At 64.4% G+C, this 18,995-nt stretch carries 17 protein-coding genes; 7 read left to right on the forward strand and 10 right to left on the reverse strand.

Annotated elements, in window-relative coordinates; all coding sequences use genetic code 11:
• The first annotated feature begins 49 nt into the window (after positions 1 to 49).
• Positions 50 to 1,189, forward strand: a complete 1,140-nt coding sequence (locus ACE10Z_RS29090) for an acyl-CoA dehydrogenase family protein (RefSeq protein ID WP_375783834.1) — start codon at positions 50 to 52, stop codon at positions 1,187 to 1,189.
• 54 nt (positions 1,190 to 1,243) lie between these two features.
• On the forward strand, positions 1,244 to 2,446 hold the full coding sequence (locus ACE10Z_RS29095) for an ABC transporter substrate-binding protein (RefSeq protein ID WP_375789946.1): 1,203 nt from the start codon (positions 1,244 to 1,246) through the stop codon (positions 2,444 to 2,446).
• 48 nt (positions 2,447 to 2,494) lie between these two features.
• Here the strand turns inward: ACE10Z_RS29095 and hutU are convergent, their stop codons facing one another.
• The 3 genes from hutU to hutI are packed head-to-tail and all read right to left on the reverse strand — an operon-like array spanning position 2,495 to position 6,954.
• Entirely contained in the window at positions 2,495 to 4,165 is a 1,671-nt protein-coding gene (hutU, locus tag ACE10Z_RS29100) for a urocanate hydratase (RefSeq protein WP_375783835.1), read from the reverse strand.
• A gap of 18 nt (positions 4,166 to 4,183) precedes the next feature.
• On the reverse strand, positions 4,184 to 5,743 hold the full coding sequence (gene hutH, locus ACE10Z_RS29105) for a histidine ammonia-lyase (protein ID WP_375783836.1): 1,560 nt from the start codon (positions 5,741 to 5,743) through the stop codon (positions 4,184 to 4,186).
• Complete coding sequence (hutI, locus tag ACE10Z_RS29110) at positions 5,740 to 6,954, reverse strand: imidazolonepropionase (RefSeq protein ID WP_375783837.1); 1,215 nt, start codon at positions 6,952 to 6,954, stop codon at positions 5,740 to 5,742. The genes hutH and hutI overlap by 4 nt, the downstream gene beginning before the upstream one ends.
• A gap of 85 nt (positions 6,955 to 7,039) precedes the next feature.
• Here hutI and ACE10Z_RS29115 point away from each other — a divergent pair, with 85 nt between their 5' ends.
• The 5 genes from ACE10Z_RS29115 to ACE10Z_RS29135 all read left to right on the forward strand — a co-directional run bounded on the left by ACE10Z_RS29115 (position 7,040) and on the right by ACE10Z_RS29135 (position 11,867).
• Complete coding sequence (locus ACE10Z_RS29115; protein ID WP_375783838.1) at positions 7,040 to 8,398, forward strand: formimidoylglutamate deiminase; 1,359 nt, start codon at positions 7,040 to 7,042, stop codon at positions 8,396 to 8,398.
• Positions 8,395 to 9,138, forward strand: a complete 744-nt coding sequence (hutC, locus tag ACE10Z_RS29120) for a histidine utilization repressor (protein ID WP_375783839.1) — start codon at positions 8,395 to 8,397, stop codon at positions 9,136 to 9,138. The genes ACE10Z_RS29115 and hutC overlap by 4 nt, the downstream gene beginning before the upstream one ends.
• 151 nt (positions 9,139 to 9,289) lie before the next feature.
• Entirely contained in the window at positions 9,290 to 10,234 is a 945-nt protein-coding gene (locus ACE10Z_RS29125) for an ABC transporter substrate-binding protein (protein WP_375783840.1), read from the forward strand.
• A gap of 77 nt (positions 10,235 to 10,311) precedes the next feature.
• The gene (locus ACE10Z_RS29130; RefSeq protein ID WP_375783841.1) at positions 10,312 to 11,085 is read left to right on the forward strand and encodes an ABC transporter permease; all 774 of its coding nucleotides are present in this window, start codon (positions 10,312 to 10,314) and stop codon (positions 11,083 to 11,085) included.
• Positions 11,082 to 11,867, forward strand: a complete 786-nt coding sequence (locus tag ACE10Z_RS29135; RefSeq protein ID WP_375780129.1) for an ABC transporter ATP-binding protein — start codon at positions 11,082 to 11,084, stop codon at positions 11,865 to 11,867. The genes ACE10Z_RS29130 and ACE10Z_RS29135 overlap by 4 nt, the downstream gene beginning before the upstream one ends.
• 236 nt (positions 11,868 to 12,103) lie before the next feature.
• Here the strand turns inward: ACE10Z_RS29135 and ACE10Z_RS29140 are convergent, their stop codons facing one another.
• The 7 genes from ACE10Z_RS29140 to urtA all read right to left on the reverse strand — a co-directional run bounded on the left by ACE10Z_RS29140 (position 12,104) and on the right by urtA (position 18,881).
• On the reverse strand, positions 12,104 to 12,451 hold the full coding sequence (locus ACE10Z_RS29140; RefSeq protein WP_092125367.1) for a zinc ribbon domain-containing protein: 348 nt from the start codon (positions 12,449 to 12,451) through the stop codon (positions 12,104 to 12,106).
• A gap of 100 nt (positions 12,452 to 12,551) precedes the next feature.
• Complete coding sequence (fmdA, locus tag ACE10Z_RS29145; RefSeq protein ID WP_176532317.1) at positions 12,552 to 13,781, reverse strand: formamidase; 1,230 nt, start codon at positions 13,779 to 13,781, stop codon at positions 12,552 to 12,554.
• Between the two features lie 87 nt (positions 13,782 to 13,868).
• Positions 13,869 to 14,558 (reverse strand): urea ABC transporter ATP-binding subunit UrtE, encoded by a 690-nt coding sequence (urtE, locus tag ACE10Z_RS29150; RefSeq protein ID WP_050400072.1) that lies wholly within the window; start codon positions 14,556 to 14,558, stop codon positions 13,869 to 13,871.
• 91 nt (positions 14,559 to 14,649) lie between these two features.
• Complete coding sequence (gene urtD, locus ACE10Z_RS29155; protein WP_063695194.1) at positions 14,650 to 15,405, reverse strand: urea ABC transporter ATP-binding protein UrtD; 756 nt, start codon at positions 15,403 to 15,405, stop codon at positions 14,650 to 14,652.
• A gap of 11 nt (positions 15,406 to 15,416) precedes the next feature.
• Positions 15,417 to 16,553: an urea ABC transporter permease subunit UrtC gene (urtC, locus tag ACE10Z_RS29160; protein ID WP_375783842.1), complete on the reverse strand. Its 1,137-nt coding sequence runs from the start codon at positions 16,551 to 16,553 to the stop codon at positions 15,417 to 15,419.
• A 17-nt stretch (positions 16,554 to 16,570) separates the two neighbouring features.
• Positions 16,571 to 17,497, reverse strand: a complete 927-nt coding sequence (urtB, locus tag ACE10Z_RS29165) for an urea ABC transporter permease subunit UrtB (protein ID WP_375789947.1) — start codon at positions 17,495 to 17,497, stop codon at positions 16,571 to 16,573.
• Between the two features lie 121 nt (positions 17,498 to 17,618).
• Positions 17,619 to 18,881: an urea ABC transporter substrate-binding protein gene (urtA, locus tag ACE10Z_RS29170; RefSeq protein ID WP_050400067.1), complete on the reverse strand. Its 1,263-nt coding sequence runs from the start codon at positions 18,879 to 18,881 to the stop codon at positions 17,619 to 17,621.
• Between the last annotated feature and the right edge of the window lie 114 nt (positions 18,882 to 18,995).

An 18,995-nucleotide genomic window follows, 5' to 3' on the forward strand; every position in this document is an offset into this window, starting at 1 on the left:
ATGGAAGCCCCTTTTTGGCTTCCGGCAAAGAAAACAGACGGGAGTCCGTATGAGTTTTTCCGAGGAGCAGGTCGCCTTCCGCGACAACGTGCGCAGGATGGTCGCCAGGCACGTGGCGCCGATCGCCGCCGAGATCGACGAGACCGACCGCTTCCCGCTCGAGCTGGTCAAGCTGTTCGGCGAGATGGGGCTGATGCAGCTCTGGGTGCCGGAGCGCTATGGCGGCCCGAACGGCAACCTGACCATGGCCTGCATCGCGCGCGAGGAGATCTCGAAGGTCTCGCCCGCCTGCGCATCGATCGCGGCACTCAACACCATGTTCATCATGCCGCTGCTGCATTTCGGTTCGGAAGAGCAGCGCCAGAAATATTTGCCGATCATCGCCCAGGGCGGCGTGGTCACGGCGATCGCGATCTCCGAGCCGCAGGCCGGCTCCGACGTCGCCGCGCTCAACACCCGCGCCCGGAAGGACGGCGACAGCTATGTCCTGAACGGCCGCAAGCAGTGGTGCAGCTACGGCGTCGTCGCGGACTACATCGTGGTGATGGCGCGGACCAGCGACGGCGCCGGCGCCGACGGAATCAGCGCCTTCATCGTCGAGCCGAAGAAGATGCCGGGCATTACGTTCGGCCGCCACGAGCGCAAGATGGGCTTTCGCGGCGCCCCCAACACGCCGATCTTCTTCGACAATGTCCGGGTGCCGGCCGAAAATCTCGTCGGCGAGGAGGGCAAGGGCTTTCGCGCGTCGATGCGTGCGCTCGACCTCAACCGCCCGACCATCGGCGCCCAGTCGGTCGGCCTCGCTCAGGGCGCGCTCGATGCCTGCATCGCCTACGCCAAGGAGCGCAAGCAGTTCAAGCAACCGATCGCCGAGTTCCAAGGCGTGCAGTTCATGCTCGCCGACATGGCCATGCAGATCGAGGCGGCCCGTGCACTGGTCTACGAATGCGCCCGCGCCGGCGATGCCGGCGACTGGAAGCGCCTCAACGTGCTTGCCAGCATGGCCAAATGCGTCGGCAGCGACATGGCCATGAAGGTCACGACCGACGCGGTCCAGATCTTCGGCGGCTATGGCTACACCATGGACTATCCGGTCGAGCGCATGATGCGCGACGCCAAGCTGACCCAGATTTTCGAAGGCACCAACCAGATCCAGCGCGTGGTGATCGCCCGCGAGCTGCTGCGCTAGCGCAGATCGATTGCAACAAGAAACGAATTACAGGGAGAAACGACCTTGAACTACATCATCGACCGGGCTTTGGCGGCCGTCGCGCTGTCAGCCCTGCTGGCGGCGCCTGCCTACGCGCAGAAAGCCTATGGACCCGGCGCCAGCGATACCGAGATCAAGCTCGGCCAATCGACGCCGCTGAGCGGCCCCGCCTCAGCGTTCGGCGCCGGCGCCGGGCGCGCCGTGGTCGGCTATTTCGAGATGCTGAATGCGAAGGGCGGCATCAACGGACGCAAGATCAACTTCACCCAGCTCGACAACGCCTACAGCGCGCCGAAAGCGGTCGAGCAATCGCGCAAGCTGATCGAAGACGTCGGCATCTTGGCCGAGGTCGGCACGATCGGCACCGCGCCCAACGTCGCGATCCAGAAATACCTCAACGCCAAGCAGGTGCCGCAGCTCTTCATCACCGCCGGCGGACGCCGCTTCAACGATCCCAAGAGGTTCCCGTGGACGATCCCGCTCTATCCGGACTTCGAAACCGAAGGCCGCGTTGTCGCCAAGTACATCCTGAGCGCAAAGCCCGACGCGAGGATCGGCGTGCTCTACCAGAATGACGACTACGGCAAGGACTATCTCAAGGGCCTCCGCGCCGGTCTCGGTCCGAGGGCCGAACTGATCGTCGCCCAGGCCTCCTACGAACTCGCCGACCCGACGATCGACTCGCAGATCGTCCAGCTGAAGGCCGCCGGCGTCGACACGCTGATCGAGCAGTCGTCATCGAAGGCCGCCGCGCAATCGATCCGCAAGGTCTACGAGCTCGGCTGGAAACCGCTGCACGTGATCGGCGGCTCGACGGCATCGGTCGAAACCATCCTGAAGCCCGCAGGCCTCGAAGCATCGAAGGGGTTGGTCACCACGCAATTCCTCAAGCAGCCCGGCGACCCGGCCTGGGCCAATGACGATGAGGTCAAGGCCTACAAGGATTTCCTGAAGACGTACGCCCCTTCGGCCAACCCGGACGACTATTCCGTGCTGGTTGCCTATATGAACGTGCACGCCGTGGAGCTGGCATTGCGCAAATGCGGCGACGACCTGACCCGCGAGAACCTGATCAAACAGGCGACGTCGCTGAACGGCGAGCGGCTGCCGATGATGCTGCCGGGCGTCTCGATCAGCACCCGGCCCGGCGACTACACGCCGTTCAGGACCTTGCGGATCGCGACGTTTGATGGCGAGAGCTGGTCGCTGACCGGCGAGCCGCTGTCGGCCGATTGAGGCCGAGTTGGCGAGAACCGTTATCAGTGGCCTCTCGCCAACGTCATCTCAGGCGCGCAAGCTCGGCAGATCGAGCCCGTTGGCGCGGGCGCATTCGATCGCGGTTTCATAGCCAGCGTCGGCGTGGCGCATGACCCCCGTCGCCGGGTCGTTCCACAGCACGCGCTCGAGCCGGCGCGCCGCCTCGGGCGTGCCGTCTGCGACGATCACCATGCCGGCGTGCTGCGAATAGCCGATGCCGACGCCGCCGCCGTGGTGCAGCGATACCCAGGTGGCGCCGCTCGCACAGTTGAGGAGCGCGTTGAGCAACGGCCAGTCGGACACGGCGTCCGAGCCGTCGCGCATCGCCTCGGTCTCGCGGTTCGGGCTTGCCACCGACCCGCTGTCGAGATGATCGCGGCCGATCACGATCGGCGCCTTGAGCTCGCCGCGCGCCACCATCTCGTTGAAGGCAAGGCCAAGGCGATGGCGGTCGCCGAGACCGACCCAGCAAATCCGCGCCGGCAGCCCCTGAAACTTGATGCGCGCCTTCGCCATGTCGAGCCAGTTGTGCAGATGACCATCGTTGGGCATCAGCTCCTTGACCTTGGCATCGGTCTTGAAGATGTCCTCGGGATCACCTGACAGCGCCGCCCAGCGGAACGGCCCGACGCCGCGGCAGAACAGCGGACGGATATAGGCCGGAACGAAACCCGGAAAATCGAACGCCTGCTTCAGGCCCATGTCCTTCGCCATCTGGCGGATGTTGTTGCCGTAGTCGAGCGTCGGGATTCCCTGCGCGTGGAAATCCAGCATGGCCTGCACGTGATCGACCATCGAGGTCTTGGCCGCGGTCTCGACCGCCTTCGGATCGGCGGCGCGCCGCGCCTCCCATTCGGCGAGCGTCCATCCCTTGGGCAAATAGCCGTTGATCGGATCGTGCGCGCTGGTCTGATCGGTGACGATGTCCGGCCGCACGCCGCGGCGCACCAGCTCCGGAAAGATCTCCGCCGCATTGCCGAGCAGGCCGACCGACACCGGCTTATGGGGCTTGGCCGCGTCCGCAATGATCGCCAGCGCTTCGTCGAGCGTCGCAGCCTGCCGATCGAGGTAACCTGTCCGCAGCCGCATCTCGATGCGGCTCGGCTGGCACTCGACGGCGAGCATCGAGGCGCCGGCCATGGTCGCGGCCAGCGGCTGGGCGCCACCCATGCCGCCGAGGCCCGCCGTCAGGATCCATTTCCCGGCGAGGCTGCCGCCATAGTGCCGGCGGCCGACCTCGACAAACGTCTCGTAGGTCCCCTGCACGATCCCCTGGCTGCCGATATAGATCCACGAGCCTGCCGTCATCTGGCCGAACATCATCAGGCCCTGCCGGTCGAGCTCGTTGAAATGGTCGAGCGTCGCCCAATGCGGCACCAGATTCGAATTCGCGATCAGGACGCGCGGCGCATCCGCATGGGTGCGGAAGATGCCGACCGGCTTGCCGGATTGCACCAGCAGCGTCTGGTCGCCTTCGAGCTTGCGCAAGGAGGCAGCGATCCGGTCAAAGCTCTCCCAGTCGCGCGCCGCACGGCCGATGCCGCCATAGACCACGAGCTCGCTCGGACGCTCGGCGACGTCGGGATCGAGATTGTTCATCAGCATGCGCAGCGGCGCTTCCGTCAACCAGCTCTTCGCGCTGATGTCGGCGCCGCGGGGAGCGCGGATGATACGTTCGTTATCCAGTCGGCGGTTCATGACGGATGCCCCTGTCGGCTAAGCAAGTTTTGGAAACGGATCGGACGAAAGGACCGCGATCGCAGTGGCGGGCAGCGCGTCGGCTTCGACCAGCGACGCGGCCCGTGCGAGATCGTCGGCCATGTAACGATCCGCTGCGAGCGCCGGAACATGCTCGCGCAGCGCAGCAATGACCGCAGCGAGCGGTGCGCTGGTCGCGTGTGGTGCGCGCAGCGTGATGCCTTGCGCGGCGACCAGAAGCTCGATGCCGAGGATAGCCGCAAGGTTGTCGGCCATGTCGGACAGCCGGCGCGCGGCATGCGCGGCCATCGAGACGTGATCCTCTTGATTGGCGCTGGTCGGCGTGGAGTCGATCGAGCACGGCATCGCACGTTGCTTGTTCTCGGCATAGAGCGCCGCCGCCGTCACCTCGGCGATCATGAACCCGGAATTGATGCCGGGCTCGGGGGTCAGGAACGGCGGCAGGCCGAAGTTCAGCGCGGGGTCGACAAGCGTCGCGATCCGGCGCTCGCTGGTGGCGCCGATCTCCGAAAGCGCCAGCGCGATCTGGTCGGCGGCGAACGCCACCGGTTCAGCATGAAAATTGCCGCCCGAGACGATCTCGCCGGTCTCGACCAGGACCAGCGGGTTGTCCGTCACGGCATTGGCCTCAACGGTCAGACCGCGAGCGGCCTGCACGAGCAGGTCGAGCACGGCGCCCGCGACCTGCGGCTGGCAACGCAGGCAATACGGGTCCTGCACGCGCTCGTCGCCTTCGAGATGCGATTGCCTGATGTCGCTGCCATCGAGCAGCGCGGTCAGGGCCGCAGCCGCAGCGATCTGCCCATCATGGCCGCGCAGGGACTGAATCTCGGGACGAAACGGCACCGTGGAGGCCATCGCCGCATCGACCGACAGTGCACCGGTCACCAGTGCGGCACAGGCGAGACGATGCGCGCGCAGCAGGCCGGAAATCGCATAGGCAGTCGAAAATTGCGTGCCGTTGATCAGCGCGAGCCCCTCCTTGGGGCCGAGCGTCAACGGCCCAAGGCCGGCAGCGGCAAGCGCTTCGTGGCCCGGCACGATCTTGCCCTCAAGGAATGCCTGCCCCTCCCCGATCATGACTGCGGTCATATGGGCGAGCGGCGCCAGATCGCCGGAGGCGCCGACCGAACCCTGCTGCGGCACCAGCGGCGTGACGCCGCGCGCCAGCATGCCCTGCAACTGCTCGATGACGTCGCGACGTACGCCGGACGCGCCACGGCCGAGCGAAATCACTTTCAATGCCATCATCAGGCGCACGATCGGCTCGGGCGTGGCCGGGCCTACCCCGCAGCAATGCGACAGGATCAGGTTGCGTTGAAGCAGCGTCGTCTGGTCGGGGGCGATCCGCGTCGACGCCAGTTTCCCGAAACCGGTATTGATGCCGTACGCGGGCACGTCGGTCTGCGCCGCTTTCGCCACGATCCCCGCGGCCGCCTCGACGCGCGGCCAGAACGAGGGATCGAGCACGATGGGCGCGCCTGCGAGCACGCGCGCCAGGACGTCGAGGCCGACCGCTCCGGGCTTCACGACAATGGGGACAGCCGGATCGCTCATTGGCCCCTCCACACCCGCCGGTGCAGCGGATTGAAGCCGATGCGATAAACCAGCTCGGCCGGACGCTCGATGTCCCAGATCGCCAGATCGCACCTTTTGCCGGCCTCTAACGTGCCGGTCTCGGCGAGCAGGCCGAGCGCGCGCGCCCCTTCCCGCGTCACCCCGGCGAGGCATTCGGCGACGGTCATCCGGAACAGCGTTGCGCCCATGTTCATCGCAAGCAGAAGCGAGGTCAGCGGCGAGCTACCGGGATTGCAGTCGGTCGCAAGCGCCATGTTCACGCCGTGGCTGCGGAACAGCTCGACCGGCGGCTTCTGCGTTTCGCGAATGAAATAGAACGCACCGGGCAGCAGCACCGCGACCGTGCCGGCCTTGGCCATCGCGACAGCACCGGCTTCGTCGGTGTGCTCCAGATGATCGGCTGATAGCGCGGAGAACTGTGCGGCGAGCGCCGCGCCGCCGAGATTTGACAGCTGGTCGGCATGCAGCTTGACAGGCAGCCCCAGCGCACGCGCCGCCGCGAACACCCGGGCCGTCTGCTCTCCGGAAAATGCGATGCCTTCCATGAAGCCGTCGACGGCATCGGCAAGGCCGGCCTTGGCCACCGCCGGCAGCATCTCGTTGCAAACCAGATCGATGTAGCGGTCCTTGTCGCCATCGGCTTCGGGCGGCAACGCGTGCGCACCCAGAAAGGATGTGCGGATCGCAACCGGCCGCAGGCGGCCGAGGCTGCGTGCCGCCGCAAGCTGCCGCATCTCGGTCTCGACGTTAAGGCCATAGCCGGACTTGATCTCGACGGTGGTTGCCCCCTCGCCGACCAGCGCGTCGAGCCGCGGCAGCGCGCCGGCGACGAGCTCGGCCTCGGTCGCGCTGCGCGTCGCGGCAACGGTCGAGACGATGCCGCCGCCCGCGCGCGCGATCTCCTCATAGCTCGCGCCCTTCAGGCGAAGCTCGAACTCGTGCGCGCGATTGCCGCCAAAGACGAGATGGGTGTGGCAATCCACCAGCCCGGGCGTGATCCAGCGGCCGCCGCAATCGATCCGCTCAACGGCGTCCGCATCCACAGGAAAGTCCAACTGCGCGCCTGCATAGACGATGCGGCCGTCACGCGCCGCGACCAGGCCGCGCTCGATCTCGCCGAGACCGGCGCCATCGCCTCGCATCGTGGCGAGCCGGGCGTTGTGCCAGATGCGGTCGAAACGCTCTGCCATGCGATCGTCCCCTCAAGGTGGGATGCTTGACTTATATGTCTAGACATATAATCGTGTCCCGGTTCTGTCCAGCCGGCATGGAAAAATGACACGACTGCATTTCGCATTCGCGCTGCTGCCCTCGGGCTGGGCCAATGACGTGCAGGTTGTGGTCACCGACGGCGCGATCGCCTCGGTGACGGCAGGCGTGCCCCCCGCCGCCGGAGATGAACGTCACCAATTGGCAGTTGCGGGATTGGCGAGCCTGCACAGCCACGCGTTCCAGCGCGGCATGGCCGGCCTTGCCGAACTGCGCGGCGACACCACCGACACGTTCTGGACTTGGCGCGAGACGATGTATCGCTTTGCGTTGACGATGACGCCGGACGATGTCGACGCCGTTGCGACCCTGCTCTATGTCGAGATGCTCGAGCGCGGCTTTACCCGCGTGGGTGAGTTCCACTATCTCCATCATGATCGCGACGGCTCGCCCTACGCCAATCCGGCTGAGATGGCCGTGCGCATTGCGGAGGCGACTGAGGCATCCGGCATCGGGCTTACGCTGCTGCCGAGTTTCTATGCCCACGGCACTTTCGGCGGCGCAGCACCCCATGCCGGGCAGCGTCGCTTCATCTGCTCGGTCGATCAATTCGCCGCGCTGATGGCGGCATCGCGCGAGGCGATCCGAACACTCCCTGGCGCCAACATCGGCATCGCCCCGCACAGCCTGCGCGCGGTGGCGCCCGATGAGCTCGCGGCGATCATTCCGCTTGCCGGGACGGATCCAATCCACATCCACGCCGCCGAGCAGGTGCGCGAAGTCGAGGATTGCATGGCCTGGTCGGGGCAGCGGCCGGTGGAATGGCTGCTGGAGAACGCTCCCGTCGATCAGCGCTGGTGCCTGATTCACGCGACCCACATGACGGATCGGGAAGTCGCTGCGCTCGCCGGCAGCGGCGCGGTTGCAGGCCTCTGCCCGGTGACCGAAGCCAGCCTCGGCGACGGCATCTTTTCGGCGCGCGAATTCATTGCCGCCGGCGGCCGGTTCGGCATCGGAACGGATTCCAACGTGCTGGTCGGGGTCGCCGACGAGCTTCGTCAACTCGAATACGGCCAGCGGCTGAAGCATCGCGAGCGCAATGTGCTCTCCGGGCGTCCGGGTGCATCCACCGGCCGCGCACTGTTCGACCACGCGCTCGTCGGCGGCGCGCAAGCTTTGGCACAAACCATAGTTGGGCTCGCGCCCGGCGCCCGCGCCGATATCGTCACCCTCGACGCTTCACACCCATCCCTGGCGGGACGGTCGGGCGATGCCATTCTCGACGGCTGGCTGTTTGCGGCCGGAAGCGATGCGATCGATTGCGTGTGGGCCGGCGGCGACAAGCTCGTCGCGGGCGGACGGCACAGGCTGCGCGACAAGGCGCGCGAGCGGTTCAACGCGAGCGTGCGGAGGCTCGTCGCATGAGCCTCGCCTCCGATCGGGCCCGCCCTGCCGCTGCCGGCAAGCCGACGCTCTACAAGCGGATCAGGCTCGATATCGAGACGCGGATCCTGACCGGCGAATGGCCACCGGGCCACCGTATCCCCTACGAGCACCAGTTGATGGCGCGGTATCGCTGCTCGCGCATGACCGTGAACAAGGCGCTGTCAGAGCTCGCACAAGCCGACCTGATCGAGCGGCGGCGGCGTGCCGGCTCATTCGTACGCCGTCCGCAGCATCTGTCGGCGGTGCTCAAGATTGCCGACATGCGTGCCGAGATCACCGCGCTCGGCCGCAGCTACGGCTATCAGCTGATCGATTGCCGGCGTCGCACCGCGACCGCGGCCGATCGTGCCCGGCTCGGCGTGAGCACGGCCGGCAAGGTGATCGCGATCGCATGCCGGCACAGCGCCGACAATGTGCCGTTTGCGGTTGAAGACAGGCTGATCGATCTCTCCACGGTTCCGGAGGCCGCGACGGCAGACTTTGCGCGTGAACCTCCGGGATCATGGCTGCTGCATCACGTGCCGTGGACCGAGGCTGAACATACGATCAGCGCGGTCGTTGCGGACGATCGCACGGCAAAGGCGCTCGACATCGCGGTCGGCGCGCCCTGCCTCGTGATCGACCGCTACACCTGGCGCAGCGCGCGCACGGTGACGGCAGTGCGGCTGCACTATCCAGGCGACACGCACCGCTTGGTGGCTCGCTTCAAGGGAGGCTGAAGACGGCTTGCGCCGCATATTTCATGCAATGCATCATGAGCCACCATCCACAGACATGCATCATGCGGCAATCCGCCGCGACTGACGTGAAGACATCACTGACGTGACGACATCAACAGGGTTCAATCCATCGTTCAAGGGGTCGATAATCATGCGTTCGTTCAAGCTATTGCCCGCAATCGCAGCTTTGCTCGCGTCCACCGCCGCGTTCGCGGATGACGTCAAAGTCGGCGTCGGCATCTCCGGCTGGACCGGCTTCGCGCCGCTGACGCTCGCCAAGGAGGCCGGCATCTTCAAGAAGAACGGCCTCGACGTGACCTTGAAGAAGATCCCGCAGAAGGACCGGCATCTGGCGATCGCCTCGGGCGACATCCAGTGCGCGGCGACGACGGTGGAGACCTGGATCTCCTGGAATGCCAATGGCGTCGCGACCAAGCAGATCTTCCAGCTCGACAAGAGCTATGGCGCCGACGGCATGGCCGTGCGCAATGACGTCGCCGCGATCAAGGACCTCAAGGGCAAGACCGTCGCGGCATCCGCACCGGGCACCTCGCCCTATTTCGCGCTGGCCTGGATGCTCAAGAAGAACGGCCTCTCGGTGAAGGATGTCACCGTGGTCAATCTGGAGCCCGCCGCCGCGGCGCAGGCTTTCGTCTCCGGCCAGAACGATGCCGCGATGACCTACGAGCCTTATCTGTCGACCGTGCGCGCCGCCCCCGACAAGGGCAAGATCATCGCCACCACGCTCGACTATCCGATCGTGATGGACACGTTCGGCTGCACCCCGAAATTCCTGACCGACAATCCGAAGGCAGCCCAGGCGCTGGCCAACAGCTATTTCGAGGCGCTCGACATGATCGCCAAGGATCAGGCCAAGGCCTATGAGATCATGGGCGCGGACGTAAAGCAGTCCGGCGAGCAGTTCGGCAATTCGGCAAAGTACCTGCGCTGGCAGGACAAGGCCGCCAATCAGAAGTTCTTCGCCGGCGACTTCCTCAGCTTCAACAAGGACGCCGCGGAGCTGCTGCTCGAGGTCGGCATCATCAAGGCCGCGCCGAAGGTTGAAGACATCTACGACGCCAGCTTCATCAAGTAACGCAGCCATCATTTCGGCCGGTCCCGCCTCGCGAAAGCCGGGCGGGACTGGCGCATGAGATACGCCTGGACAAATTGATGCGTCCCCTCGAGCCCACAACGTCGAAGCAGCGCGTGGTCTACGGCCTCGCCTTCTTCGTGCTGTTCGTCGCCCTCTGGTCCTGGGCAACGTTCGGCGGCCATGTCTCGAAGACATTCCTCGCCAACCCACTGACCATGGTGCAGGAAGGCTATGAGCTGCTCGCCAAGCAGGGCTTCCTGTTCGACATCGGGATGACGGTCTGGCGGGTCATCGGCGGTTTTGCCCTTGCCGCCGTGATCGCAGTGCCGCTCGGCGTGCTGATGGGGGCCTACAAGCCGGTCGAGGCTTTCCTCGAACCCTTCGTGTCCTTTGCGCGCTATCTGCCGGCGTCCGCCTTCATCCCGCTGCTGATCCTGTGGGCGGGCATCGGCGAACTGCAAAAGCTGCTCGTGATCTTCATCGGCGCGGTGTTTCAGATCATCCTGATGGTGGCCGTGACCGTCGGAGCCACACGGCGCGACTTGGTCGAAGCCGCCTACACGCTCGGTGCGCGCGACAGCGGCGTCATCCGCCGTGTGCTGCTGCCTTCGGCCGCGCCCGAGATCGCCGAGATCCTGAGGCTGGTGCTCGGCTGGGCCTGGACCTACGTCATCGTGGCCGAACTGATCGGCTCATCGTCCGGCATCGGACACATGATCACCGACAGCCAGGCGCTGCTCAACACCGGCCAGATCATCTTCGGCATCATCGTCATCGGGCTGATCGGCCTGATCTCCGATTTCCTGTTCAAGGCGTTCAACGCCTGGCTGTTCCCATGGAAGCTCGCATGACCGCGCTCAGGATCGATCAGGTCTCGCGAACCTTCCCCGCCCGCGCCGGCAACGCGCCGACAAGGGCGCTCGAGCCGACCACGCTCGATGTCGGCGACAACGACTTCGTCACCATCCTCGGCCCGTCCGGCTGCGGAAAGTCCACCCTGCTCCGGATCATCGCCGGGCTCGACCGGCCGACCAGCGGACGCGTCACGCTCGATGGCCGCGAGGTCACCGGCCCCGGCGCCGATCGCGGCATGGTGTTTCAGTCCTACACGCTGTTTCCGTGGCTGACCGTGCGTGAGAACATCGCCTTCGGCCTGCGCGAGCGCGGCGTTCCGCAACAAGGGCGCCATGACATCGCCGACGCCTTCATTCGCCGGGTCGGACTATCCGGCTTCGAGAACCATTGGCCCAAGCAGCTGTCGGGCGGCATGCAGCAGCGCACCGCGATCGCCCGCGCGCTGGCCAATGATCCGAAGATCCTGCTGCTCGACGAGCCATTCGGCGCGCTCGACAACCAGACGCGCGCATTGATGCAGGAAATGCTGCTCGGGATCTGGGAGCGTGACCAGAAGACGGTGCTGTTCGTCACCCACGACATCGAGGAAGCAATCTTCCTGGGCAGCCGCGTCATCGTCATGAGCGCGCGGCCCGGCCGCATCAAGGCGGAGATCGCGGTCGACCTGCCGCATCCCCGCTCCTACAAGATCAAGACCACGCCCGAATTCGTCGCGCTGAAGGAGCGGCTGGTCGAGGAGATCCGCACCGAGGCGCTGAAGGTTGCCGAACAGGCCTGACGAGCAGCCACGCCTCCGGCTCTAAAGCATGATGAGATTAGGTTAAGCTGGATCGGCATCGGAGGTTCACCTCTCCCTTGGGAGAGGTCGATTTGCACAGCAAATCGGGTGAGGGGTTACGCTCCAACGAGAGGGCAAGCGCCCTCACCCGGATTGCTTCGCAATCCGACCTCTCCCCGTCGGGGAGAGGTGAAACGAGACCGCCGCGAGCCGATTCAACCAAATCTCGTCCCGCTCTAGTGGCTGATCATCCAGGGGCGCGCGGTCGGAAAGCCCTTGGCGCCGCTCTTGGTCTTGGTCATCAGCCGTGCCGGCTTCTTCTTTCCCGTGGAACAACAGCCGCAGCCCGGGCCGTGCGCGGCCTTGTACTGATCGAGCGTTTTCGGCGCGTGCCGGCTCTGCTCGTTGGTGGCGTGCGCCTTGCGCTTGTCGGAGGGCATGCAGAAGAACGCCGGTGCAGTGAGGATCACGCGCGGCGACGTCGTATCGCATTGCGGACAGTCCTGCGGCAGGTCGCATTCCGCCATCGGCCGCATGTCGGTGAACGGGCCGCAATCGTTGCAGAGATATTCGTAGATCGGCATTTTCGTATCCTTGCGCAGTCATGTGCGATGTCTGGCGGCGGATGCGGGGCGGCCAATACGCAGCCGTCCCGCACCCTTCGCGCAGGGATCACCTAAAGGATCACTTGTCGGGCGAGATCGGCATCTGCACGTCGCCCTTGATATGCTTGATCGGACCTGCCGATGACGGCATGACGTCGAAGTCGAATATCTCCGTCGGCAGCCACAGCGTGGCGCAGGCGTTGGGCACGTCGACCACACCCGAGATATGGCCCTGGCACGGCGCGGTGCCGAGGATCGAATAGGCCTGGGCGCCGGAGTAACCGAACTTCTTCAGGTATTCGATCGCGTTCAGGCAGGCCTGGCGGTAGGCGATATGGACGTCGAGATAGTGCTGCTTGCCGGCCTCGTCGACCGAGATGCCCTCGAAGATCAGATAGTCCTTGTAGTTCGGCGTGATCGGCGACGGCTTGAACACGGGGTTCTTGATGCCGTATTTCGAGACGCCGTCCTTGATGACGTCGACCTTGATGTGCAGCCATCCGGCCATCTCGATGGCGCCGCAGAAGGTGATCTCGCCGTCGCCCTGGCTGAAATGCAAATCGCCCATCGAAAGCCCGCCGCCCGGCACATAGACCGGGAAGTAGATCTTCGAGCCGCGCGACAGATCCTTGATGTCGCAATTGCCGCCATGCTCGCGCGGCGGCACGGTGCGGGCACCCTCAAGCCCGATCTTGGCCTTGACGTCACCCTTGGCCTGGCCGGCATGTGCGGTCGGCGCGAACGGCGGATTGGCGAGACCCGGCACGCGGGTCGGGTTGGTCGCGATCAACTCGGCTTCGCGCTTGTTCCAGGCCGCCAGCATCTTGGCGTCGGGCAGACAGCCGATCAGGCCGGGATGGATCAGGCCGGCGAAGTTCACGCCGGGGATGTGGCGCGACGAGGTGTAGAGGCCCTTGATGTCCCAGATCGACTTCTGCGCCAGCGGGAAATGGTCGGTGAGGAAGCCGCCGCCATTCTGCTTGGAGAAGAAGCCGTTGAAGCCCCACAGGCTCTCCTTCAACGGACCGACGTCGAGCAGGTCGACGACGAGGAGATCGCCGGGCTCGGCGCCCTTGACGCCGATCGGACCCGAGAGGAAGTGCACGATCGACAGATCGATGTCGCGCACGTCATCGGCGGAATCGTTGTTCTTGATGAAGCCGCCGGTCCAGTCGACGGTCTCGATGATGAAGTCGTCGCCGGGGCTGACCCACTCGACGATCGGAACCTCCGGATGCCAGCGGTTGTGAATCTTGTCGTTTTCATAGGCCGACTTGCTGAGATCGACCTTGATCAGTGTATCAGGCATCGAGATGCTCCCCTTGGTTTACATAGTTAAAAGTTTGAGCGTGATCTGGTCGGAAAACCGCTTCACACTTTTCCGGATCACGCTCGGTTAGACAGACAGATATTTGGAGATTTGCGCGGCATCGACGCTGGCGCGCGGATCGTCGCGGACGATCTCGCCGTTCTCGATGACGAGCACGCGGTCGGCGATGTCGAGCGCGAAGCTCAGAACCTGCTCGGAGACAACGATCGACAGCCCCCGTTCGTCGCGGATCCGCTTCAGGGTGCGCGCCATGTCCTTGATGATCGACGGCTGGATGCCTTCGGTCGGCTCGTCGAGCAGCAGCACCTTCGGCTTGGTCGCCAGCGCGCGGGCGATCGCGAGCTGCTGCTGCTGTCCGCCCGAGAGATTGCCGCCACGGCGGCCCTTCATCTCGAGCAGCACCGGAAACAGCTCATAGATGTCGCCGGGCACCTCGGAACCGCCTGACACCACGAGCCCGGTCTCGATGTTCTCCTTCACCGTCATGGTGGAGAAGATCATGCGGCCCTGCGGCACGTAGGCGAGACCTTTGGCGACCCGCTCGTAGCTCTTCATCGCACCGAGCTCAGTGCCGTCCATCGTCACCTTGCCGCTCTTGGCCGGCAGGATGCCCATCAGCGACTTCATCAGCGTGGTCTTGCCCATACCGTTGCGGCCCATGATTGCAACGATCTCGTTGGGTGCGACTGAGACATTGAGGCCGTGCAGCACCTCGCTCTGGCCGTAGGCGACGTGAAGATCATTGATTGCCAGCATCGATAGCTCCTAGAACCGGGCACTGTTCTTCACCTCTCCCCTTGTGGGAGAGGTGAATCGAGTTCGGGGCTCGACCGATCCTGATCATCCGTCAGTGCCCCAGATAGACTTCGATCACCTTGGGATCGTTCTTGACGTGCTCCATCGTGCCCTCTGACAGGATCTGGCCCTGATGCAGCACCGTGACCTTGTGCGCGATGTCTTCGACGAACTTCATGTCGTGCTCGATCACCAGCACCGACCGGTCCTTGATGATGCGGTTGAGCAGCTCGGCGGTCTTGGCACGCTCGGAGACGCTCATGCCGGCCACCGGCTCGTCGAGCATCAAGAGGTCCGGGTCCTGGATCAGCAGCATGCCGATCTCGAGCCACTGCTTCTGGCCGTGGCTGAGCTGGTCGGCATAGGTATTGAGGCGGTCCTTCAGGAAGATCATCTCGGCGACCTCCTCGACCCGCTGCTTGACCGCGTCGTCGCGCTGGAAGGTCAGCGAGCCGAACACGGTGCGGCCGCGCGGGTAGGAGATTTCGAGGTTCTCGAACACGGTGAGGTCCTCGAACACCGAGGGCGTCTGGAACTTGCGGCCGACGCCGGCCTGCACGATCTCGTTCTCGCGCAATCTCGTCAGCTCCTGGCCGCGGAACTGGATCGAGCCTGAGGTAGCCCGGGTCTTGCCGCAGATCAGGTCGAGCACGGTGGTCTTGCCGGCGCCGTTCGGGCCGATGATGACGCGGATCTCGTTCTCCTCGACATAGAAGGAGAGATCGTTGACGGCCTTGAAGCCGTCAAAGGACACGGTGAGTCCGGAGACCGCGAGCAGGAAGTCCTTGGGCTGATGGCCGACGAGCATGATGATCCCCCTCACTCGGCCGGTGCGCCGTCGGCGATCAGGCCGGCCGCCGATTTCGATTTGCGTGATGCGAACAGGCGATCAATGCGGGGCTGGACATGATCGGCCCAGATGCCGGAGAGCCCGTTCGGGAAGGCCAGCACGACCGCGATGAACAGCGCGCCGAGGCCGAACAGCCAGAGCTGCGGGAAGGATTCCGAAAGGCTGGTCTTGGCGAAATTGACCAGCAACGCGCCCCAGACCGCGCCGAAGATCGACATCCGGCCGCCGACCGCCGTGTAGATCACCATCTCGATCGACGGCACGATGCCGACAAAGGACGGCGACATGAAGCCGACTTCGAGCGTGAACATGGCGCCGCCGATCGCAGCGAACACCGCCGCGGCACAGAACGCGAAGATCTTGAAATTGGCGACGCTATAACCGGAGAAGCGCACGCGATCCTCCTGCTCCCTCATCGCCACCAGGATGCGCCCGAGTTTTGTCAGCCGGATGAATTGCGCGGCAACGATGCATCCGAACAGCAGCACAACCTCGACGAAATACAGAATGAACTTGGCGTGATCGGTGCGGATGTCCCAGCCGTGCAGCGTGCGTAGATCCGTGATGCCGTTGATGCCACCGGTGTAGCCCTGCTGCCCCACGATCAGGATGGTGAGGATCGCGGCGATCGCCTGCGTGATGATCGCAAAGTACACGCCGCCGACCCGGCGCTTGAACATCGCAGCGCCGATGATCAGCGCGAAGAAGGCGGGAACCAGCAAGATCGCCAGCACCGTGACCGGAAAACTGTGGAACGGCTTCCAGAACAGCGGCAGCTGCGTGATCTGGTTCCAGTCCATGAAGTCTGGAATACCCGGCGTCGACTGGATCTTGGTGTTCGCGACCGAGGACGCCTCGAGCTTGAGGTACATCGCCATACAGTAGCCGCCGAGGCCGAAGAACACGCCCTGCCCCAGGCTGAGGATCCCGCCATAGCCCCAGCACAGCACGAGCCCGATGCCGACGAAGGCGTAGGTCAGATATTTGGCGACCAGGTTGAGGCGGAAGATATCCAGCGACAGCGGCAGGATGACAAGGAGCAGCACCGCGAGCGCGAGGAAGCCGAGCAGTTCGGAGCGATTGAAGAAGCGCGAGTTGATGACCATGACCTGCCTGCTTGTTCTTATTTGCGGACCTTGAGCGCGAAGAGCCCCTGCGGACGCACCATCAGGATCGCGACGATCGTGAGCAGCGTGATCACCTTGGCCATCGATCCCGACAGGAAGAACTCCAGCGTCGACTGGGTCTGCGAGATCGAGAAGGCGGAGGCGATGGTGCCGAACAGCGAGGCTGCGCCGCCGAACACGACGACCAGGAAGGTGTCGACGATGTAGAGCTGGCCGGCAGTCGGCCCGGTCGAGCCGATCATGGTGAAGGCCGAGCCCGCGATGCCGGCGATGCCGCAACCGAGGCCAAAGGTGTAACGATCGACCCTCTCGGTGTTGATGCCGACGGCGCCCGCCATCACGCGGTTCTGCACGACGGCGCGCACCTGCTTGCCCCAGCTCGACCAGAACAGCACATAGGCGACCGCGATCGTGATCAGCATGGTCAACGCCATCACGAACATGCCGTTGATCGGGATCTGGATCGAGTCGGTCGCCTGCCAGGAGCCCATCATCCATTCCGGCAGCTCGACGCCGACCTCGCGCGCGCCGAAGATCGAGCGATAGGCCTGCTGCAGGATCAGGCTGAGGCCCCAGGTCGCCAGCAGCGTGTCGAGCGGGCGCTTGTAGAGATGGCGTATCAGCGCCCATTCGACCAGCATGCCGAGCGCACCGGAGGCGATGAATGCCAGGATCATCGCGATGAAGAAGTAACCGGGGAACAGCCAGGGCGCGACGTGTTGCACGGCGTTCGACGTCATCCAGGTGACGTAGGCGCCCAGGATCATGAACTCGCCGTGGGCCATGTTGATGACGCCCATCTGGCCGAAGATGATGGCAAGCCCGAGCGCCATCAGCACATAGACGGAGAACAGAATGAGCCCGGCAAATCCCTGCATCGCGAGGATGGCGCCGAGATCGCTGATCGAATAGTCGCCGAACATCTGGTCCTCCGTCATTCCAAGGGGCGCGCGCCGCCGGTCAAGCGGCGCTCGTTCCGTGGCGAGGACGATGACGTCCACGCCACGATGCGTTGAAGTGAGGTTGCGCTTTACGCGCCAGAACTCACTGGTAGCCCTTCGGGAACGGATCCGGCTCGACGAGGTCGGCGGTCTCGTAGATCAGCTCATACTGACCGTCCGCCTTGGCGCGTCCGACGCGGGTCTTCGACCAGAGGTGATGGTTCTCGTGGATCCGGACATAGCCTTCCGGCGCGCCCTTGAACTCGACGCCTGGAGATGCCGCGGCGATCTTGTCGATGTCGAAGGAGCCCGCCTTCTCCACCGTCAACTTCCACAGCCACGGGCCGAGATAGGCAGCCTGCGTCACGTCGCCGATTACGGTCTTCTCGCCCCACATCTTCTTGAACGCCGGCACGAAGGCCTTGTTGTTCGGATTGTCGAGCGACTGGAAGTACTTCATGCAGGCATAGGCGCCGGCGATGTTCTCACCGCCGATGCCGTCGATCTCGTCCTCGGTGACCGAGATCGTCAGCAGCGTCTGCTTCGACAGGTCGATGCCGGCCGCCTTGAGCTGCTTGTAGAACGCGACGTTCGAACCGCCGACGATGATCGCATAGATCACGTCCGGCTTGGTCAGCTTGATCTTGTTGATGACCGAATTGAACTGGGTCGAGCCGAGCGGGAAGTACTCCTCACCGACCACCTTGCAACCCTGCAAATGGTTCTCGATGTGCTTGCGCGCGATCTTGTTCGAGGTGCGCGGCCAGATGTAGTCCGAGCCGAGCAGATAGAAGCTCTTGGCGCCCTTGGTCTTGTTGACCCAGTCGAGGCCCGCGATGATCTGCTGCGTCGCTTCCTGGCCGGTGTAGATGACGTTCTTGGACTGCTCGAGGCCCTCATAGAAGGTCGGGTAGTAGAGCATGCCGTTGTACTGCTCGAACACCGGCAGCACCGCCTTGCGCGAGGCCGAGGTCCAGCAGCCCATCACGGCGGCGCATTTGTCGTTGACCAGGAGCTTCTTGGCCTTCTCCGCGAAGGTCGGCCAGTCGCTCGCACCGTCTTCCTGGATGAACTTGATCTTGCGGCCGAGCACGCCGCCGGCGGCGTTGATCTGTTCGATCGCGAGCTTCTCGGCCTCGACCGATCCGGTCTCGGAGATCGCCATGGTTCCGGTCACCGAATGCAGGATACCGACCGTGACTTCGCTATCGGTGACTGCAAGACCCGTGGTGTTGACCGCAGAGGTTGCAGGAACGTCGGCGAATGCAGGACGGCCCAGCATCGAAACGGCCGGCAAAGCAGCCATTCCCATCAAGAGCTTGCGCCGGAGCGGAGACTTCAGGCCTGGTTTGGTTTCGTCTGACATGAGCACCCCATTGGTTCGAGAACGCTTATTGATCAGGCGAGGATTGCTCACTTTTGTGCAGCGCACTGATACGTGAGATCGCGTATACTGCACCGCAAAATAGCGACGTAGGTT

It is taken from the genome of Bradyrhizobium sp. Pha-3 (assembly GCF_042258615.1).
In the GTDB taxonomy this organism is placed as follows: domain Bacteria; phylum Pseudomonadota; class Alphaproteobacteria; order Rhizobiales; family Xanthobacteraceae; genus Bradyrhizobium.